Origin of the sequence: Thiobacillus sp. 65-1402 (genome assembly GCF_001897685.1) — a bacterium.
In the GTDB taxonomy this organism is placed as follows: Bacteria; Pseudomonadota; Gammaproteobacteria; order Burkholderiales; family Thiobacillaceae; genus Thiobacillus.
In genome coordinates this window covers 1-18,078 of the sequence record NZ_MKUG01000002.1, presented here as the reverse complement: position 1 = coordinate 18,078, position 18,078 = coordinate 1, and the positions used below count along the sequence as shown (strand labels likewise).

General features: G+C 64.0%; 17 protein-coding genes. 9 read left to right on the top strand and 8 right to left on the bottom strand.

Features of this window, described 5'->3' with window-relative positions; translation table 11 throughout:
- Window positions 1-22: 22 nt before the first annotated feature.
- From BGO62_RS00560 to BGO62_RS00550, 3 genes are all read left to right on the top strand, one after another.
- Complete coding sequence (locus BGO62_RS00560; protein WP_296638465.1) at window positions 23-1,114, top strand: sulfite exporter TauE/SafE family protein; 1,092 nt, start codon at window positions 23-25, stop codon at window positions 1,112-1,114.
- Between the two features lie 129 nt (window positions 1,115-1,243).
- Window positions 1,244-1,768 carry a carbonate dehydratase gene (locus tag BGO62_RS00555; protein ID WP_296638463.1) on the top strand — a complete coding sequence of 175 codons (525 nt, stop codon included), beginning with the start codon at window positions 1,244-1,246 and terminating at the stop codon, window positions 1,766-1,768.
- 9 nt (window positions 1,769-1,777) lie between these two features.
- On the top strand, window positions 1,778-3,418 hold the full coding sequence (locus BGO62_RS00550) for a SulP family inorganic anion transporter (RefSeq protein ID WP_296638461.1): 1,641 nt from the start codon (window positions 1,778-1,780) through the stop codon (window positions 3,416-3,418).
- Between the two features lie 8 nt (window positions 3,419-3,426).
- Here BGO62_RS00550 and BGO62_RS00545 read toward each other — a convergent pair whose 3' ends face one another.
- From BGO62_RS00545 to BGO62_RS00525, 5 genes are all read right to left on the bottom strand, one after another.
- Window positions 3,427-3,723, bottom strand: coding sequence for a hypothetical protein (locus BGO62_RS00545; RefSeq protein ID WP_296638459.1), 297 nt, complete (start codon window positions 3,721-3,723; stop codon window positions 3,427-3,429).
- Window positions 3,724-3,732: 9 nt separating this feature from the next.
- The gene (locus BGO62_RS00540; protein WP_296638456.1) at window positions 3,733-6,090 is read right to left on the bottom strand and encodes a nitric oxide reductase activation protein NorD; all 2,358 of its coding nucleotides are present in this window, start codon (window positions 6,088-6,090) and stop codon (window positions 3,733-3,735) included.
- 71 nt (window positions 6,091-6,161) lie between these two features.
- Window positions 6,162-6,965, bottom strand: coding sequence for a CbbQ/NirQ/NorQ/GpvN family protein (locus BGO62_RS00535; protein WP_296638453.1), 804 nt, complete (start codon window positions 6,963-6,965; stop codon window positions 6,162-6,164).
- Window positions 6,966-7,185: 220 nt separating this feature from the next.
- Entirely contained in the window at window positions 7,186-7,542 is a 357-nt protein-coding gene (locus BGO62_RS00530) for a ribulose bisphosphate carboxylase small subunit (RefSeq protein WP_296638450.1), read from the bottom strand.
- A gap of 95 nt (window positions 7,543-7,637) precedes the next feature.
- On the bottom strand, window positions 7,638-9,059 hold the full coding sequence (locus tag BGO62_RS00525; RefSeq protein ID WP_296638448.1) for a form I ribulose bisphosphate carboxylase large subunit: 1,422 nt from the start codon (window positions 9,057-9,059) through the stop codon (window positions 7,638-7,640).
- Window positions 9,060-9,222: 163 nt separating this feature from the next.
- Here BGO62_RS00525 and BGO62_RS00520 point away from each other — a divergent pair, with 163 nt between their 5' ends.
- A complete protein-coding gene (locus tag BGO62_RS00520) occupies window positions 9,223-10,146 on the top strand; it encodes a LysR family transcriptional regulator (RefSeq protein ID WP_296638446.1) in 924 nt (307 codons plus the stop codon).
- A 315-nt stretch (window positions 10,147-10,461) separates the two neighbouring features.
- Here the strand turns inward: BGO62_RS00520 and BGO62_RS00515 are convergent, their stop codons facing one another.
- The 3 genes from BGO62_RS00515 to BGO62_RS00505 all read right to left on the bottom strand — a co-directional run bounded on the left by BGO62_RS00515 (window position 10,462) and on the right by BGO62_RS00505 (window position 12,031).
- Window positions 10,462-11,025 (bottom strand): hypothetical protein, encoded by a 564-nt coding sequence (locus tag BGO62_RS00515; RefSeq protein ID WP_296638442.1) that lies wholly within the window; start codon window positions 11,023-11,025, stop codon window positions 10,462-10,464.
- A gap of 81 nt (window positions 11,026-11,106) precedes the next feature.
- The gene (locus tag BGO62_RS00510; RefSeq protein WP_296638440.1) at window positions 11,107-11,541 is read right to left on the bottom strand and encodes a hypothetical protein; all 435 of its coding nucleotides are present in this window, start codon (window positions 11,539-11,541) and stop codon (window positions 11,107-11,109) included.
- 79 nt (window positions 11,542-11,620) lie between these two features.
- Window positions 11,621-12,031, bottom strand: coding sequence for a hypothetical protein (locus BGO62_RS00505; RefSeq protein ID WP_296638438.1), 411 nt, complete (start codon window positions 12,029-12,031; stop codon window positions 11,621-11,623).
- A gap of 661 nt (window positions 12,032-12,692) precedes the next feature.
- On the opposite strand from BGO62_RS00505, the gene BGO62_RS00500 reads away from it, so the two are divergent.
- From BGO62_RS00500 to BGO62_RS00480, 5 genes are all read left to right on the top strand, one after another.
- Complete coding sequence (locus BGO62_RS00500; RefSeq protein ID WP_296638435.1) at window positions 12,693-12,908, top strand: DUF2892 domain-containing protein; 216 nt, start codon at window positions 12,693-12,695, stop codon at window positions 12,906-12,908.
- A 51-nt stretch (window positions 12,909-12,959) separates the two neighbouring features.
- Entirely contained in the window at window positions 12,960-13,964 is a 1,005-nt protein-coding gene (sohB, locus tag BGO62_RS00495; protein WP_296638434.1) for a protease SohB, read from the top strand.
- Window positions 13,965-14,217: 253 nt separating this feature from the next.
- The gene (locus BGO62_RS00490) at window positions 14,218-15,834 is read left to right on the top strand and encodes a Na/Pi symporter (protein WP_296638431.1); all 1,617 of its coding nucleotides are present in this window, start codon (window positions 14,218-14,220) and stop codon (window positions 15,832-15,834) included.
- Between the two features lie 253 nt (window positions 15,835-16,087).
- Window positions 16,088-16,384: an HU family DNA-binding protein gene (locus tag BGO62_RS00485; RefSeq protein ID WP_296638428.1), complete on the top strand. Its 297-nt coding sequence runs from the start codon at window positions 16,088-16,090 to the stop codon at window positions 16,382-16,384.
- A gap of 206 nt (window positions 16,385-16,590) precedes the next feature.
- Window positions 16,591-17,874 carry a diguanylate cyclase gene (locus BGO62_RS00480; RefSeq protein WP_296638425.1) on the top strand — a complete coding sequence of 428 codons (1,284 nt, stop codon included), beginning with the start codon at window positions 16,591-16,593 and terminating at the stop codon, window positions 17,872-17,874.
- Window positions 17,875-18,078: the final 204 nt, after the last annotated feature.

The window sequence follows — 18,078 nt, the reverse complement described above, 5'->3', positions numbered from 1 at the left end:
ACCCAACGAGATCATACCCATCATGGAACTCATCAATTTCATTGAAATCACTCCCCTGACCGCGATCCTGCTGATCCTGGTCGGCTTCGTCGGCGGCATGGTGTCCGGCTTCATCGGCTCCGGCGGCGCCTTCGTGCTGACCCCGGCAATGATGACCCTGGGCGCGCCCGGCATCGTCGCGGTCGCCTCCAACATCTGCCACAAGTTTCCCAAGGCGCTGGTCGGCGCGGTCAAGCGCAACAAGTACGGCCAGGTCGACGTCAAGCTGGGCTTGATCCTCGGCCTGTTCGCCGAAGCCGGCGTGCTGTTCGGCAAGCACGTGATGACCAACATCAAGAACGCCTTCGGCGCGGTCGGTACCGACCTCTACGTGTCCGGCATGTTCGTCGTCACGCTCGCCATCGTCGGCGGCTTCGTGCTGAAGGACTACAAGAAGCTGAAGGCGCTCGACGACGCCGGCGACGGCAGCGAGCAGGCCGCCCCGCTCACCAAGCTGGCGCGCTGGGTGCAGTCGGTCAACATCCCCGGCACCATGATCTACTCGAAGGGCGCGCAGGCCCGGATCTCGATCCTGTTCCTGGTGCCGATCGGCTTCGCCACCGGCTTCCTCGCCTCGGCGATCGCGGTCGGCGGCTTCATCGGCGTGCCGGCGATGATCTACATCCTCGGCCTGCCGGCGATCATGGCCTCGGCCACCGAGTTGGTCATCGCCTTCATCATGGGCCTCGGCGGCACCATCTTCTACGGCCTCGAAGGCGTGGTCGACATCCGCCTCGCCATGCTGATCCTGCTCGGCTCGCTGTTCGGCATCCAGGTCGGCGCCATCGGCACCACCTACGTGAAGGACTACCAGGTCAAGTTCACCATGGCGGTGATCATGCTGACCGTGCTGTTTTCGCGCTTCTTCTACATCCCCGGCTACCTCGGCAAGCTCGGCATGATCGAGCCGTTGCCCGAGTCGACCGTGCAGATCCTCAAGTGGGTCGGCGACGGCGTGCTGGCGCTGGCGCTGATCGTCGGCGCGTGGACCGTGCTGTCGGCGCTGTTCAAGGGCATCCGCGAGCACAAGAAGCAGCACGCGGCGCACACCGACCAGGTCGGCGTCGCCGAGTAAGCGCCGCCCGGCCGCCGCCGGGGGCAGTGGTATTATCCAGAGAGCCGGGTGCCCCCCGGCTCTCTGTCCATCTGTACCGCTCGAGACATCATCATGATTCGAAAAAATCCTTCCGGACATGTGCCCGTCGTGCACGAAACCGCCTTCGTCGACCCCACCGCCATCCTCTGCGGCAAGGTCATCGTCGAAGAGAACGTCTTCATCGGCCCCTACGCCGTGATCCGCGCCGACGAGGTCGATGAGAACGGCGAGATGGAGCCCATCGTCATCGGCGCCAACTCCAACATCCAGGACGGCGTCGTCATCCACTGCAAGGCCGGCGGCGGCGTCAACATCGGCAAGGGCACCTCGATCGCACACCGCTCGATCGTGCACGGCCCCTGCACCGTCGGCGACAGCGTCTTCGTCGGCTTCAACTCGGTGCTGTTCAACTGCGTGGTCGGCAGCCACTCGGTGATCCGCCACAACTCGGTGGTCGAAGGCTGCGAAGTGCCGCACAGCTTCTATATCCCTTCGACCGCCAACATTCACTCCGACAAGGATCTGGAAACGATCGAACGCGTCACGCCCGACGCTGCGAGCTTCTCGGAAAGCGTGACCCAGGCGAACTACGAGCTGGTCAAGGGTTACAAGCGCATCCGCAACGAGTTCTGATCCGCTGACATGATCGCCGCGCTGGAGTCCTGGAAAGCCGGGCTGTTCGGCCGGCGCCACTTCATGCGCAACCTCGGCGCCGGCCTGGTGGTCGGCGTCGTCGCGCTGCCGCTGGCCATGGCCTTCGCCATCGCCAGCGGCGCCCGCCCCGAGCAGGGCATCTACACCGGCATCGTGGCCGGCCTGCTGGCTTCGCTGTTCGGCAGCTCGCGCGTCTCGATCAGCGGCCCGACCGGCGCCTTCATCGTCATCCTCGCCGGCATCACCGCCCAATACGGCATCGGCGGCCTGCAGATCGCCACCCTGATGGCCGGCCTGATCCTGCTGGCGATGGGCCTGGTCAAGCTGGGCGGCATCATCCGCTTCATCCCCACCCCGGTCATCACCGGCTTCACCGCCGGGATCGCGGTCATCATCTTCGTCGGCCAGTGGAAGGATTTCTTCGGCCTCGCGCCGGCAGCGTCCGGCCAGCACTTCCACGAAAAGCTGATCGCGCTGGTCGAGGCGATGCCCGGCCTGCACCTGCCGACCATGCTGCTCGCGCTCGGCGCGCTCGTCCTCGTCGTACTCATGCCCCGCGTCACCCGGCGCATTCCCAGCCCGCTCGTCGCGATGCTCGCCGCCACGCTGGCGCAGGCCTACTTCCAGTTCGACGGCGTCGCCACCATCGGCAGCGCATTCGGCGGCATCCCATCAGGGCTGCCCGAGCTGCAACTGCCGGAAGTCACCTTCGGCCGCGTGCTGGAACTCATCGGCCCGGCGTTCACCATCGCCATGCTCGGCGCGATCGAATCGCTGCTGTGCGCGGTGGTCGCCGACGGCATGACCGGCACCCGCCACAATCCCAACCAGGAGCTGATCGGCCAGGGCATCGCCAACCTCGCCACGCCCTTCTTCGGCGGCTTCGCCGCCACCGGCGCGATCGCGCGCACCGCCACCAACATCCGCAACGGCGGCAACAGCCCGCTCGCCGGCATCGTGCACGCACTCGTGCTGCTCGCCGTCATCGTCGCGCTGGCGCCGCTGGCGGCGCACATTCCGCTCGCCGCGCTGGCGGCGATCCTGTTCGTGGTGGCGTGGAACATGAGCGAGGCGCGCCACTTCGTCGACCTGCTGCGCCACGCGCCGGCCAACGACCGCGCGCTGCTGCTGATCACCTTCCTGCTGACGGTGTTCGCCGACCTCGTGATCGCGGTCAACGTCGGCGTGCTGCTGGCGGCGCTGCTGTTCATGAAGCGCATGAGCGAGACGGTGACGATCGAGGGCGAAAGCGACACCAGCCTCGCGGGCGTGTGCCCGGTCGGAGTGCCGAAGGGGGTGCAGATCTACTCGATCGACGGGCCGCTGTTCTTCGGCGCCGCCGCGACCTTCGAGCGCACGCTCGCCGGTCTGCACGACCAGACGCGCGTGCTGATTTTGCGGCTGGGGCAGGTTCCGATGGTGGATGCCACCGCGATGCAGGCGCTGGCCGATCTGACGCGCCACTTCCAGCAGCGCGGGGTGAAGGTGTTGCTATGCGAGGCCAACGCGCGCATCAACGACAAGCTGGCGAACTTCGGCCTGCTCGGCCGCGTGGGCCAGGCCGACGCGCGCATCAGCCTGCTCGACGTTCTGGCAACGGTGCCGACCGAGCCGCCGGCGGCGGCCTGAGCGCGGCCTTAGTCGTCGTCGCCCAGTTCCGGATCCCAGCCCCTGGCCCGGGCGTCGGCCATGGCCTTGGCGTAGATTTCCGTATGCCGCTGTTGCAGCTCGGGCGGCAGTCGGCTGGGCAGGTTGTCGTACTTGTCCCATTCCGCGCTGATCTTGTCCATCAGCAGCTGCATGCGCCCCAGATCCCAGCCGGCACAGTCCTCGCTGTCGGGAATGAAGCCGAACACCCGGCCGTCCAGCACGATGCGTCCGAGCTGGGTGATGCCGTGGTGATCCTTGTTGAGGCCTACGTAAGTATTGTTCATACAGGGATTCTAGCGGGTTAGTCCGGCATACAGCATCGGCAATTTCTCCGGCAGCCGCTGCACGTGGTCGACGACCATGAAGTTCTTCTGCCCGAAGATGCGCGACACGTAGTTGTCGGCGCGCGGGTCGAGGCTCATGCAGTAGGTGGTGACGCCGTTGCGGGCGACTTCCTCCACCGCCTTCTTGGTGTCGTAGCGCAGGTATTGCGGGTCGCGCACGTCGATGTCGGCGGGTTCGCCGTCGGTGATGACGATCAGCAGCTTCTTCGCCGAGCGCTGCAGCTTCAGGTGATGGCCGGCGTGGCGGATCGCCGCGCCCATGCGGGTCGACAGCTGGCCGGTCATGCCGGCGAGCTTCGCTTTCGGCGTCTCGTCCCAGTGCTGGTCGAAGTCCTTGAAGCGGTAATACTCGACGTTGTGACGGCCGTCCGAGCAGAAGCCGTGGATCGCGAACGGATCGCCCACCTTGTTGATCGCATCGGCCAGCAGCACGCAGGCCTGCTGGGTGAGCTCGCGCACCGAGTACTCCTGGTCCTGCACCGTCTCGTTGGTCGACTCGGACAGATCGAGCAGCACCAGGATCGAGAAGTCGCGCGTCTTGCGCACGCTGCGCATCATGATGCGCGGGTCGGGCTGGTTGCCGAGGCGGATGTCGGTGAAGCTCTGGATCGCCGCGTTGATGTCGATCTCGTCGCCGTCCTCCAGCTTCCTGATGCGCTGCACGCCCTGCGGCTGCATCGCGTCGAGCAGGAATTTCATGCGGTGGATCTCGCGCTTGTACTTGGCGGTGATCTCGTCGATCACCGCGAGATCGCCCGCCTTGGCGCGCTTTTCCAGCACCGTGGCCCAGGCCGGGCGCTCGAGCTGGATCTGGTAGTCCCACTCGGAATAGTGGAAGGGATCGGACATCGGCTCCTTGCCTTCCATCTCGTTGAAGCTCTTGCCGTTGCTCTCGTCGCCGATGTTCTCGTAGGGGAAGAGCTCGGTGGAAAGCACCCAGATTTCCTCGGCGTCGTCGCCCGCGGTCTCGACGTCGATCTCGTTGATCATCTCCATCACGCTGACGTTCTTGCGCACCTGCTTGACGGATTCGTAGCCGGCGCCGGCGGCCTTGTCGAAATCGAACTCCTCGAATTCCCAGAAATAGCGGTTGTCGTCGCGATACGGCGCCGTCAGCAGGTCGGTGCGCGCATTGAAGGGGATCTTCTTCTGCGTCAGGCTGTGCGCCAGCTGTACGCCGATTTCCCACGAGGTCTGGTTGGTGTCGAGCCGGTCCTGCGCTTGCGCGAACAGCGCCCGGCCCTCGGCGACCCAGGTGTCGTCGTCCTGGTAGCTTTCGTCGAGCAGCGCGCGCGCCAGCCGGTTGAGGTAGTCGCCGACGGTGTTGCCCATCTCGGGCGTGGCGGTATGCAGCCGACACCAGAGCTGCTTGAGGCCGGGGAAGCGGCGAATCGCCAGGGCCTCGACCCGTGCGTCCTCGATCACGGAGATCACCGCCATCTGCATCGGGTTCAGCGCCTCGGCGGAGATCGGCACGCGGGTTTCGACGATGTGCGCGGCGCAGTGCGCGGCGGTGGCGCGATAGAGCTCGATGCCGGGCACCGGCTCCTGGCCTTCGACCGTCCAGTCGTCGTAGGCGTCGGGCAGGTGCAAGAGGTAATCGGCGATGTAGGGCTTGTAACCTTCGCGCGCCTCGAAGTCGCCCGAGGTCGGGCGCATGAAGAAGTCGCGCGCCCACAAGGCCCGCAGATACATGTTGATGCGGCGCTGCACGTCGACCAGAAGCGTACCCTTGCGCTCCTTCTGCAGCATCGCCAGCGATTCCTTCGACTCGAGGCCGAAGTAGCGGATCTGCTCCTCGTAATTGGTGCGGTGCGCATGCGCGCCCCACAGCGCCCAGCGCCGCAGGCCGCCCAGGGTCAGGTGCTGGAACAGCACTTCCAGCTTGTCGAGCATCGGCCGCACGCCGCGCGGCGCCTGCGCGAGCAGGGTGTTGATGAACTGCAGGTACTTGAGGAACAGCCCGGCGTCGCCCAGCCGGTTGGCGGCGGTCGGCGCGCTGGCGAGCAGCAGCTCGATCACCGCGCCCGACGTCTTCGACGCCAGCATCAGCGAGGCGGTGGCCAGGTCGGCCACCACGTCCTCGCCCACCTCCTTGGCCACCTGCGGCGCCTGCTCGATCCAGGTTTCGACGAGCGTGTCGCCGCGCCCCAGGCCACGGATGGCCGACACGCCCTTCAGGTAATTATCGAGCCCGCGCGGCGAGAACACCTTGGTCGCCTCGTGCCAGTTGGCCTCGAGGGCCTCCCGGCTATGCGGCGTCAGGTCTTCCAGCAGTTCGGCGTAGTCTTCGAGTTTGATCGACATGGCTTTAAAAAGCGTTAGGCGTTAGGCGAGGGCGCGGGCTTTTTTCGCCTCACGCCTCACGCCTCACGCATTTAAAAAAACGTCGACACCGCCGCATCCAGCGCGTCACGCATGTCCGGGTCGTCGGTGATCGGGCGTACCAGCGCGACGCGACAGGCGGCCTGCGGGTTCACACCCTTGGCGATCAGCGAGCCTGCGTAGATCAGCATGCGGGTCGACAGGCCCTCGTCGAGGCCGTGGCCCTTGAGGTTGCGGCTGCGCTCGGCGATCGACACCAGCTTGCCGGCGACGTCGGCGTTGACGCCCGACTCGTGCGCGACGATCTCGGTCTCGATGTCGTGCGCCGGATAGGTGAAGTCCAGCCCGCCGAAGCGCTGCTTGGTCGACTGCTTGAGGTCCTTCATCAGCGACTGGTAGCCGGGGTTGTACGAAATCACAATCTGGAAGTCGGGGTGCGCGTTGACCAGCTCGCCCTTCTTTTCCAGCGGCAGCACGCGGCGGTTGTCGGTCAGCGGGTGGATCACCACGGTGGTGTCCTGGCGCGCCTCGACGACTTCGTCGAGATAGCAGATGGCACCATGGCGCGCGGCGATCGCCAGCGGGCCGTCCTGCCATTCGGTGCCCTGCGCGGACAGCAGGAAACGGCCGACCAGGTCGGATGCAGTCATGTCCTCGTTACACGCCACGGTGATCAGCGGCTTGTTCAGCTTGTGCGCCATGTATTCGACGAAACGCGTCTTGCCGCAGCCCGTCGGGCCTTTCAGCATCATCGGCATACGCACCGAATAGGCGGCTTCGAACAGCTCGACCTCGTCGGCGACGGGACGGTAGTAGGGTTCCTTGGTGATGCGGTACTGATCGACGATGCTGCTCATGTGGACTCCTTAAAATTTATTCATCCGCGAAGGACGCGAAGGGGCGCGAAGGAAAGTCTTCAAAACGCGTGCGCCGCCTGCAGCCCCGGCAATCCCCGGACCGGGTTCCACGACCCGGGGATTCTTCGCGTTTCTTCGCGTCCTTCGCGGATAAACAAGACCAACAAAAAGCCCCCGCGCCCTGCGGGCGACGGGGGCTGGTACGGTCACCCGTCGCGACTTAAACGGTCTTGCCGCGGTAGATCACCATCGACGCGCCCTGGCTCTGCGAGAAGTTGTCGTAGCCAATCAGACGGACGTGGTTATCGGGGTTGGCCTTGTGGCAGGCTTCGGCCTCGGCCAGCACACGGGTCACGTCGGTTTCGCCGAACATCGGCAGCTTCCACATGTACCAGTAGGAATCCATCATGTGCTCGGGCTCGATGTGCTCGATCGCCGGGTTCCAGCCTTTTTTCACCAGGTACTCGACCTGGGCCTTGATGCTGGCTGCATCCATGGCGGGCAGGTAGGAGAAGGTCTCGAACTTGCGGCTGGCGGGGTCGCTCAGACGGCTTTTGTAATCCATCACTTCAGACATTTCATATCCTTTCGAATTGGGTGAGGCGTTAGGCGTTAGGCGTAAGGCGGGGGAGGGCGATACGCCTCACTCCTCACCCCTCACGCCTGACCGTCTTACTTGTGGGCGACGTCCAGCTTGTCGACGGTGTCGAACTCGAACTTGATCTCTTTCCACGTTTCCATGGCGATCTTCAGTTCCGGCGAGTTCTTGGCGGCATCGGTCAGGATGGCCTTGCCTTCCTTCTCGACCTGGACACCCTTGTTGCGGGCTTCCACACAGGCTTCCAGCGCGACGCGGTTGGCGGCGGCGCCGGCGGCGTTGCCCCAGGGGTGGCCGAGCGTGCCGCCACCGAACTGCAGCACGGAGTCGTCACCGAAGATGGTGACCAGCGCGGGCATGTGCCACACGTGGATGCCGCCGGAGGCAACCGGCATCACGCCAGGCATGGAACCGAAGTCCTGGTCGAAGAAGATGCCGCGGCTGCGGTCTTCCTTGATGAAGCTGTCGCGCATGATGTCGATCCAGCCCAGGGTCGCTTCGCGGTCGCCTTCCAGCTTGCCCACGACGGTGCCGGAGTGCAGGTGGTCACCGCCGGACAGGCGCAGCACCTTGGTCAGCACGCGGAAGTGGATGCCGTGGTGCGGGTTGCGGTCGAGCACGGCGTGCATGGCGCGGTGGATGTGCAGCAGCATGCCGTTGTTGCGGCACCAGTTGGCCAGTCCGGTGTTGGCCGTCAGACCGCCGGTCAGGAAGTCGTGCATGATGATCGGAGCGCCGATTTCCTTGGCGAATTCGGCACGCTTGTACATCTCTTCCGGAGTCGGGGCGGTGACGTTCAGGTAGTGGCCCTTGCGCTCGCCGGTTTCGCGGATCGCCTTTTCGGTCGCTTCGTGGACGAAGGCGAAACGGTCGCGCCAACGCATGAAGGGCTGGCTGTTGACGTTCTCGTCGTCCTTGGTGAAGTCCAGACCGCCGCGCAGGCACTCGTACACGGCACGACCGTAGTTCTTGGCGGACAGACCCAGCTTCGGCTTGATGGTGCAGCCCAAGAGCGGACGGCCGTACTTGTTCATGACGTCGCGCTCGACCTGGATGCCCAGGGGCGGGCCGCCGCAGGTCTTGACGTAGGCGATCGGGAAGCGGATGTCTTCCAGGCGCAGGGCGCGCAGGGCCTTGAAGCCGAACACGTTGCCGACCAGCGAGGTCAGCACGTTGACCATCGAGCCTTCTTCGAACAGGTCGATCGGGTAAGCCACGAAAGCGTAGAAGCAGGTATCGTCGCCGGGCACGTCTTCGATGCGGTAGGCGCGGCCCTTGTAGTAGTCGAGGTCGGTCAAGAGGTCGGTCCACACCGTGGTCCAGGTGCCGGTCGACGACTCGGCGGCCACGGCGGCGGCCACTTCTTCACGGTCCACGCCAGGCTGCGGGGTGATCTTGAAGCACGCGAGGATGTCGGTATCCAGCGGCGTGTATTCGGGCATCCAGTAAGTCTGCCGGTATTCCTTCACACCGGCGTTATAGGTTTTGACAGCCATAGTTTTCTCCTGCGATAGGGGATTCGGGTTTCCGTGCAACGCCCCAGCGGCCTGACACGATGGACGCATCATGCAGGAGATAAATCATCAATAACAGTCGATTTTTTCTATTTCTTGTATAGACTTTAATCTATGTATAGACCCAAGCAGCCAGTTTAAGCCCATGCGCAGCCATACCACGTTTCGCCAGCTGGAAATTTTCGAGGCCATCGCCCGCCTCGGCAGCTTCACCCGCGCCTCCGAGGAGCTCTACCTCACGCAGCCCACGGTCTCGATGCAGATGAAGAAGCTCAGCGAGAGCGTCGGCGCCCCGCTGATCGAACAGGTCGGCAAGAAGATCCACCTCACCCCCGACGGCCAGCACCTCGCCCAGGTCACCCGCGAGATCTTCGCCATCCTCGACCACTTCACCATGTCGGTCGCCGAGCGCCGCGGCCTCAAGCAGGGCAAGCTCAGCCTGATGGCGATCACCACCGCCTCCTACTTCGCGCCGCGCCTGCTCGGCGAATTCGCCAAGCTCTACCCCGGCATCGACGTCTCGCTGCGCGTCACCAACAAGGAACAGGTGCTCGCCAGCATCGCCGACAAGCAGGACGACCTCTACTTCCTCGGCGCCCCGCCGGTCGAGATCGACGTCGTCGCCATGCCCATCATGGACAACCCCATCGTCGTCCTCGCCGCCCCCGACCACCCGCTCGCGCAGCAGCAGAATATCCCGCTCGAGCGCATCGCCCAGGAGCCCTGGCTGATGCGGGAAAAAGGCTCCGGAACGCGCAACGCCATCGAGCGCCGCTTCGCCGAAAAGGGCATCGCCCTCAACACGCGCCTGGAGCTGGGCAGCAACGAAGCGATCAAGCAGGCCATCCTCGCCGGGCTGGGCATCTCCGCCCTCTCCCGCCACACCCTCACCCTCAACCAGCCCGGCCAGTTCGCCGTGCTCGACGTCGAGGACTTCCCCATCCTGCGCCACTGGTACGCCGTGTACCCGGCCGGGCGGCGGCTGTCGGTGGTGGCGCGGGCGTTTCTGGACTACCTGCTCGGGCGGCAGGAGACGACATCCCCGGCGGCTGGCAAAGGAAAGCCTTGAGCGGGGTGCGGCGACTGGCCGGGATCGGACTGCAGCGGAAGTTCGGGGGGGATGGGCGGGATGTCTATTGTTCGGCCAAAGCTGCGTGGCGCACTGCGCCAACGAGGTCGGCGATGCACCGCGCAATGGGCATTGGCTAGAAATGCCGATGAATGGCCGCATTCAACTCCGGCGAATGCGTCCTCCCGACCCGAAGCGGTTTAACGCAATTTGAAAGAAGCGGGGATATCGTGTCCGACCCTATATCCATTTCCGGCCTGCGCGGCTTTTCGCGCAGGTCCAGTGGAATGATGGGTTCGGCGTCTCTGTATAGAATTAGAAAAAGAACTCCATGCCTTTCTTGAGTGCGGCACGGAATAGTTCCACTGACAGAAATTTGGCACCTCCCTTCAACCAGCGAATTGCGCGAGACGGCTCACCAGAAGCCGCTGGCTTAGCAGAGAGGTATTGCTGAATTGCACCGTACAACTCGGAGAAGCCGTGAATTAGATCAGCGCTTTCGAGTTGAGCGATCTCAACATCCTCGATGGCGCCATCGCGGACACGGAAGAACACAACACAGGGAAGCGTGGCCTGACCTTCGATTCCGAGCGCGCTAAAGAAATGAGCGTTAAACGCCTCAACGGTTGCCTTTGTTCCAGCGTGTAAATAAAAGACGCTCAGTTCTTTGCCCGATAGACGGTCAAGTTGGGCGAAGACGCCCTGGTTCTTCAGAATCTTGCGGATAGCTTGATCGGTGAAGTCGTAGAAGATGAACGCAAACGACTTTGCACGGCCTTTGCTGAGGTGCTCGGCGCAAATTTCATCGAAGCGCCGAAGGAAAGACGAAAGCCCGTGGCCGATGCCGTTTCCGCTACCTTGCTCGAAGATGGGAATCATGATTGAGACGCTGAACGTGGAGGTCACCGGCGCTGCGCGGCTTTATCGCGCAGCGTCCGGTGGACCGCAGGGTTATGTCTCTTAGTGCGCAATGTTGATAGTTCCCTGACCAACATTGAAGGCGTGATGCATGTGACCATCCAATTCGCCCTGCATGTCACCGAAGAAACAAATCTTCGCGTTCAGCGGCGCACGCTTTAGGGTGGCCTTTACCTTATCTCGGAGCGGCGTGGGGCCAAGGGCAAGCTCTTGGAGAATGATTGTGTCTTGGTTTCCCATCGGCAGGTTGTTCAATGCCTCCATGGCCGCCTGACCGATAAGCGTTAGGTACGGCTGGCCATCCTTTAGCGCTCCACCAGACCAGCAGCAGTAGTACTGCTTTCGGTCGTACTCGACTTCGAACACCATGAGGTTGATTGATACACCAGGCGGCACTCCCATTTGCTCTTGAATCTTCATCAGCGTTTCCGCTTCAGGCTTAGTGCCTTGAATCAGCTTCGATCTCAGGATAGGCATAGGGCTCCTTTAAGAGGCATAACGTTTTAATTCACCGGACTTGCGCGGCTTTATGCGCAAGGTCTGGTGGAATGATGGGTTAGGGCTTTTTGTCACCAACATCATATGGAAATTTCAGCGAGTCGATCCATTTCTGAAGTTGTTTCTTGCCAAACGATGCGTTTTTTGGCTCATAGAGTTTGACGGATTTTCCGGCTACCGGAGGGGTGCCAAAGTCGGTATTTGGGTCACATCCAGTTGTTGATTGAATATCGAGGGTGAAACAACTCAAGGGGCGCTTGCTTTCAATCAGGTACTGCCTAAACAAAGTTAAGGCAGGTATTACATGATTAAACCAGTCCTCAACTGGCTGATCGGTTGTGCCCAATTTGGGGTACCGATAAGAGCTACCTCCGAGGTTTTGCCAACCCAAACGTTCAAAGAGGCTTTGAATTCTGTTTCGCTCTTGTGGCGGAGCGCCTTCAATATCAAACGTAATTACGACCGGCATTTCTTCTCCTGATAAAAGCCCTGACGTGCAATATGCACCTTGAAAGGTGCATATATCGTTTTGACTACGGTGTATAACACGATCGCTCCTTGTGGTTTTTATTGATAGCCAGCCGTCATGCCCGGAATAAGGGGCCTCATGCCGACTGAAACACACCTGTGGCCTCATCCATCAGGCTGCTCGACTTCGTAAGGCCATTTCTTGCAACTGCTTTTCGCCTGCTTCGCAGTAGAAATAGAGTCGCCATAGTCAGCCGACTTCAACAGCAGCGATGCCATGTCCATCTTTGTATTCAAGGTCCGATGCACGCGTATCGGGGCCGGGGCAGGCTTGCAAATCAAATCCAGGAACCCGGCAGGCCATACGTCGGACCCTTCTTCCCCCTTCCAGACCTATCGGTATCGATGCCAAAACCTTTATGGCGGCATGGCGTATGACACATAGGGGCAGACCCGATGGTTACCCATGACCACGCGTTTCCTTTGGCTATAAACAAGCGACCAGGTCATTGTCACCGCGCCCCACGCCATGCCCAACTACGTGAAGCTCATCCTGGCATGCACCCTGTGCCTGGCCGTGATCGCGGGGCTGGTGCTGCTTGTCCGGCACTTTTTCTAGGCTACGCTGAAGACTCCAGCGGTGCCGGAAAGGAGGCTGCAAAATGAAGCCGAACATGGGTACGGCGGACAAGGTCATCCGCCTCGTCGTGGTCGCGATCATCGCGGTTCTGTATTTCACCGGCCAGATCACCGGCACGGCAGCGATCATTCTCGGCATCATCGCAGCGGCCTTCCTGGTGACCAGCCTCATCGGCTGGTGCCCGAGCTACGTGCCGTTCGGCATCTCCACCCGGAAGTCGGACAAAGCCCTGCGCTAGGCGCCCCGCCCGAGCCGTTCGCCGCAGCGCCGGACCTCCGCATCGCACGCCATGAACGGCCTTGCCGCGCAATACATCCTGTTTCTTGCCGAAATGGCCACCCTGGTGCTGGCCGCCATCGGCCTTGTCGCCGGCCTGGCCGCCTTGTCGCGTCGCAGGGCCAAGGATGCCGGCCACATCGAGGTGACGGACATCAACCGCCGGCTCGAAGCGGCCGGCGACAGGATCCAGGCCGCGCAGCTCTCCAGGAAATCCCACCGGACCCTGCAAAAGCAGCGCAAGGCGGAACGCAAGGCCCGGCTGAAAAGAGCGGAAACAGAAGCCAGCAGCTATCTGCTGGACTTCAAGGGCGACATCCGCGCCTCGGCCTTTACCGCCCTGCGCGAGGAAATCAGCGCCATCCTGCAAGTGGCCAAACCGGGTGACGCGGTGTTGTTGCGGCTCGAAAGCGGCGGCGGCATGGTCAACCGCTACGGACTTGCCGCCGCCCAGCTGCTGCGGTTGCGCGACGCGCAGTTGCCGCTGACCGTGATGGTGGACACGGTGGCCGCCAGCGGCGGTTACCTGATGGCCGCCGTCGCCGACCGCATCGTCGCCTCGCCTTTCGCGCTGGTCGGCTCCATCGGCGTGATCGCGCAGATTCCCAACTTTCACCGCTGGCTGCAGGCCAGAAACATCGACTGGGAACAATTCACCGCAGGCCAATACAAGCGCACCGTGAGCCTGTTCGGCGAAAACACCGAAGCCGGCCGCGCCAAGCTGCGCGAGGAGCTGGAGGAAGTCCACGCGCTTTTCCAGGCCTTCGTGCAAGGCCGCCGCGCCCAGCTCGACATGGCAAAGGTCGCCACCGGCGAGGCCTGGCTCGGCAGCAAAGCCCTGGAACTGGGCCTGGTGGACGAACTCGCAACCAGCGACGAAATCATTCGCGGCGCCTGCCAGCGCGGCCGTGTCCTGCAGGTCGGTTTCCAGCGCAAGCTCAGCCTCCCCGAGCGCCTGCGCGTCTCGGCCCAGTCCGCCTGGGACGGCGTCTGGCAGCCGCCTTACCCGCTTGGCTGAGCGAGAGCGGCAACGTAGCTTCGTGCGAAATCAAGCGCGGTGCGGCGTCAACAAGGTAAATCGGGCCTGAACTGACCCGGCTTTTTCGGACACCCGCCGTCCCGTTCGCACCCCATCGGTCTTGCAGGGAGCAGTAGCGGCGGCATCCAGACAATCCGGGGCCACATGGCCCGACCTGGCGGCATGGCGGATAACCGCCCATGCAGCCCGTGTTAAATTCCCCGGGACCATCAAGCGCACGGATTGCTCTCACATGCTGGATATATTTTTTCCGTTTGCCGGTGGCATCGGATTGTTTCTGGTCGGCATGATGCTGCTGTCCGACGGACTCGTGGCCTTTGCCGGCGGCACCCTGGGGCGGGCCTTGGTGCGGTTCACGGGCACCCCCTCCAAAGCCTTCGTTTCCGGCACTTTCGTCACCGCCCTGGTTCAATCGTCGACCGCCACGACGGTCACCCTGATCGGCTTCGTCAGTGCGGGCCTGATCACGTTTTCGCAGGCGATCGGCGTCGTCATCGGCGCCAGCCTGGGCAATACCGCGACGGGCTGGATCGTCGCCGGCCTGGGCCTGAAAGTGAACCTGGGTTTCTACACCCTGCCGCTGATCGGCATCGGCGCGCTGCTGAAATTGCTGACCCCGGCGCGCGGGGCCGCGCTGGGCATGTCCCTGGCTGGATTCGGCCTGATGTTCCTCGGCCTGAACACTCTGCAGGAGGGGATGCGCGGACTCTCCGCCGTGCTCAGCCTTGCCGATTTGCCCGACGGGGGATATTCGGCGCGTATTGCGGCCATGCTGATCGGCCTGGCGATGACGGCGATCCTGCAATCGTCTTCCGCCGCCATCGCCACCACCCTGACGGCCCTCCATACCGCGACCATCAATTTCGAGCAGGCGGCTGCGCTGGTGGTGGGCGCCGCCATCGGCACCACCCTCACCGGAGCCCTGGCGGCAATCGGCGGCAGCATCTACGCCAAGCGCACGGCGCTGGCCTACATCCTGTTCAACTCGGTGGCGGGGCTGATCGCCATCGTGCTGCTGCCGGCGTTCTTTTTTCTGATCGACCTGGCCGGGGCATACGTCGGCCTGCAACCGGGCGCCACCAGCCTGGCGGCCTTTCACACCCTTTTCATCGCCGTGGGGGCGCTCCTGTTCCTGCCTTTTACCCCGCGCTTTGGCCGGCTCGTCGAGCGCATCCTGCCCGACCGCGGCGACAGCATCACCCAGCGGCTGGATCACAGCCTGCTCGCCATCCCCGCCGTGGCGCTGGAAGCATCGCAGCGGGCGCTGGAGCAGCTGGCCGCGCGGCTGTTCGATTTCTACGGCACGCTGCTGTCGCTGGGCGCCCCGGCAAGCCAGGGCGGCGGCCTGGCGCAAGCCGGCCACTCCCTGGAGCGCACCTATGATTTCGTCAGCCGCATCCAGCTGCCGCCCGGCGACGCGCGGCTGGGCGCCCAGCGCATCGCCCAGCTGCATTCCATCGATCACCTGTTGCGCTTTCACAACCGCTTGCACGATCTGGCCCAGGCCGGAATCGATTTTTCCGATGCGGACTATGCCTGGGCAATCGAGAACAGCCGCGAAATGCTGGCGCTGGCGCGCCAGGGCCTGGCCAGGAAAAACCTGGCCCCCTGCCTGGAACAGCTGGAACTCGATGCGGTGACCCTGGCCGCCCTGTCGCGCCAGGTGCGGCACGACCTGCTGCAGGACATGGCGGCGCCGAGCGCCAGTCCGGCGAATGCCCTGCGCAAGACCGACGCCTACCGCTGGATGGAACGCACGGGCCATCACATCTGGCGCATCTGCCATTACCTTTCGCAGGGGCGCCTCGCCAACGGCAAGGAGCCGCCGCGGCCGGAAAACCCGAGCTAGGACCGCCGGCCGGGGCGGCGTTTCCGGGCCCGTCCGCGGTGATTCCCGCGCTGCCGGCCGGGGCGGCGGCAGCCGGGCGCATCGAAAGGCTCGACCTCCACGAATAAAACATGGAAGATTCGGGGCTTCAAGATTCGCGCCGGTAGGCCGATAATCAATGCGGCGTTTCGGTTGGCAGCACCTGTTCGCGAAAGGGCCGGCGCGGCTTGAACGCTTGAGGCACCTCGTTTTCACACCAACTTAAAGGACATACATGAACAAATCCGAATTGATCGACGTGGCTGCATCCGAAGCCGACATCAGCAAGGCCGCCGCCGGCAGAGCGCTCGACGCCATCCTCGACGCAGTCGTCAAAGCCGTCGCCAAGGGCGATTCCGTGACGCTCGTCGGCTTCGGCTCCTTCAAGTCCAGCAAGCGCGCTGCCCGTACCGGCCGCAACCCGCAGACCGGCAAGGAAATCAAGATCGCGGCGACGACCGTGCCGCGCTTCACGGCGGGCGCCGGTTTCAAGGCCGCCGTTGCCGGAAAGAAAGCCGCCAAGAAGAAGTAATGCGGCAAATGCCGGGCGCGGCGCTGCCCTGAGCGGCGCCGCGCCCGCGAATCCGCGCGGTCGCGTTTTTTCCCTCCCCGACCCGCCCCATTCCCGCGCACTGCCCGGCCGTTCGAGCCGAATCGCCACGCGCATCCGCATCGCGGCGCTTGCCGCAAAAGCCCGCTAGTATTCAGAGTTTTCCGTCTGCCATGACAGCCACGCCTATGGCAAAAAAATTCAATCCCCGTTTGTTCGTGCAGCGCCTCAAGCGGAGCCTGGCCGCCGGCGCCGCGCGCGCAACGCATGCGGAGACGATGCCGGCCGCCATCGACGGGTCCGTCTTTGCCGGATTCCGGCGGGTGCTCCGCCTGGGCGCGCTGATTTTCGCGTTCATCATCACGCTCCTGTTCGCCATGATCTTCTACCAGCACCAGCGCTCGCAGGAGGCCGTTCGCTCGGTGGACCACACGCGGCAGGTCATCGCCTACATCGATTCGCTGCGCACCTACCTGCTCAACCTGGACACCGCGGTTCGCAGGTACGCCGAGTCGCAGGACCCCGCCGACCTCGACCCCGGCCTGATATGCCGCCAGTCGCCGTGCCCCAGTTCCGCGCAGCTGATCGACTTGATCAGGGCGGACGGCGCCCTGGCTGCCCGCCTGGCGCCGCTGCCGGCGCTGCAGTCGGCGCTGGAAACCGGCTTCGGCGCGCTGCGGCAGCGCGCCGAGGCGGGCGGCGACGCCACGCCGCCGGAGCGCGAACTGGCGGGATTCGACAAGTCCGCCATCGAGCAGATCCACCGCATCCTGATCGAGACCGGGCGGGAAGAGCTGGAGCAGCTGGAAACGCGCGAAACGGCACGCGTGCGCGGCCAGAACGTGTCCTTGGCGCTGCTCGCCGTGGCCGGCCTGTGGATGGGATTGGCGCTCATCGGGCTGTACCGCAAAAGCGTCCGCCTGATCGGGGCGGGGATCGAGGCCGAGCGGACGATCCGCCAGCTCAGCCTGCGCGATCCGCTGACGGGCCTGGCCAACCGGCGCTTCCTCAACGAAAACGCCAGGCACTTGATCGCCGGCGCCCGGCGCTCGGGAAAACAGATGGCGGTGCTGGCGGTCGATCTGGACGAATTCAAGGCGGTCAACGACCGCCATGGGCACGCAGCCGGCGACGCGGTTCTGCTGGCGGCGGCGGAACGGATGCAGCAGCTGCTCCGCGAGTCGGATGTCATCGCCCGTTTCGGCGGCGACGAGTTCGTCATCGTGCTGGGCCAGGTCGACGATGCGAAGGCGGCGTGCGAGGTCGCCGGCCGCGTGGTGAACAGCCTGTGCCAGCCGATCCCGCTTGCCGCGGGGGGAAGCGCACGCATCGGGGCGTCGGTGGGGATCGCCATGTGCTGCGCCGACGGCGAAACGCTGGACGAGCTGCTGAAGAAGGCGGACGCGGCGCTGTATGCGGCAAAGCGCGACGGCAAGAACACCTACCGCGAGGCCGCCGCTTCAGCCGCGTAAGGCCGCTCGCGCGGTGCGATGCCGCGACCGCTGTCGCTTCTACGGGGTCTGGCAGGCGCGAGAAGAATGCCGCCGCTCGAACAACCCCGCTGCCGACCTCCGCGCCCGGCGTCAGCGCGCCCGCGCCCTGGCGAGCCGGGCCTTCAGTTCCGGCATGGCCGCGGCGGCGGCCTTCTCGCCTTCCAGGATGGCGAGGTGCCGGTC

Bases quoted from the DNA above. Each gene is read 5' to 3' on its own strand.
- BGO62_RS00560 (WP_296638465.1), top strand. From the start codon at position 23: ATGGAACTCATCAATTTCATTGAAATCACTCCCCTGACCGCGATCCTG.
- BGO62_RS00550 (WP_296638461.1), top strand. From the start codon at position 1,778: ATGATCGCCGCGCTGGAGTCCTGGAAAGCCGGGCTGTTCGGCCGGCGC.
- BGO62_RS00545 (WP_296638459.1), bottom strand. From the start codon at position 3,723: ATGAACAATACTTACGTAGGCCTCAACAAGGATCACCACGGCATCACC.
- BGO62_RS00540 (WP_296638456.1), bottom strand. From the start codon at position 6,090: ATGTCGATCAAACTCGAAGACTACGCCGAACTGCTGGAAGACCTGACG.
- BGO62_RS00535 (WP_296638453.1), bottom strand. From the start codon at position 6,965: ATGAGCAGCATCGTCGATCAGTACCGCATCACCAAGGAACCCTACTAC.
- BGO62_RS00530 (WP_296638450.1), bottom strand. From the start codon at position 7,542: ATGTCTGAAGTGATGGATTACAAAAGCCGTCTGAGCGACCCCGCCAGC.
- BGO62_RS00525 (WP_296638448.1), bottom strand. From the start codon at position 9,059: ATGGCTGTCAAAACCTATAACGCCGGTGTGAAGGAATACCGGCAGACT.
- BGO62_RS00520 (WP_296638446.1), top strand. From the start codon at position 9,223: ATGCGCAGCCATACCACGTTTCGCCAGCTGGAAATTTTCGAGGCCATC.
- BGO62_RS00515 (WP_296638442.1), bottom strand. From the start codon at position 11,025: ATGATTCCCATCTTCGAGCAAGGTAGCGGAAACGGCATCGGCCACGGG.
- BGO62_RS00510 (WP_296638440.1), bottom strand. From the start codon at position 11,541: ATGCCTATCCTGAGATCGAAGCTGATTCAAGGCACTAAGCCTGAAGCG.
- BGO62_RS00505 (WP_296638438.1), bottom strand. From the start codon at position 12,031: ATGCCGGTCGTAATTACGTTTGATATTGAAGGCGCTCCGCCACAAGAG.
- BGO62_RS00500 (WP_296638435.1), top strand. From the start codon at position 12,693: ATGAAGCCGAACATGGGTACGGCGGACAAGGTCATCCGCCTCGTCGTG.
- sohB (WP_296638434.1), top strand. From the start codon at position 12,960: ATGAACGGCCTTGCCGCGCAATACATCCTGTTTCTTGCCGAAATGGCC.
- BGO62_RS00490 (WP_296638431.1), top strand. From the start codon at position 14,218: ATGCTGGATATATTTTTTCCGTTTGCCGGTGGCATCGGATTGTTTCTG.
- BGO62_RS00485 (WP_296638428.1), top strand. From the start codon at position 16,088: ATGAACAAATCCGAATTGATCGACGTGGCTGCATCCGAAGCCGACATC.
- BGO62_RS00480 (WP_296638425.1), top strand. From the start codon at position 16,591: ATGGCAAAAAAATTCAATCCCCGTTTGTTCGTGCAGCGCCTCAAGCGG.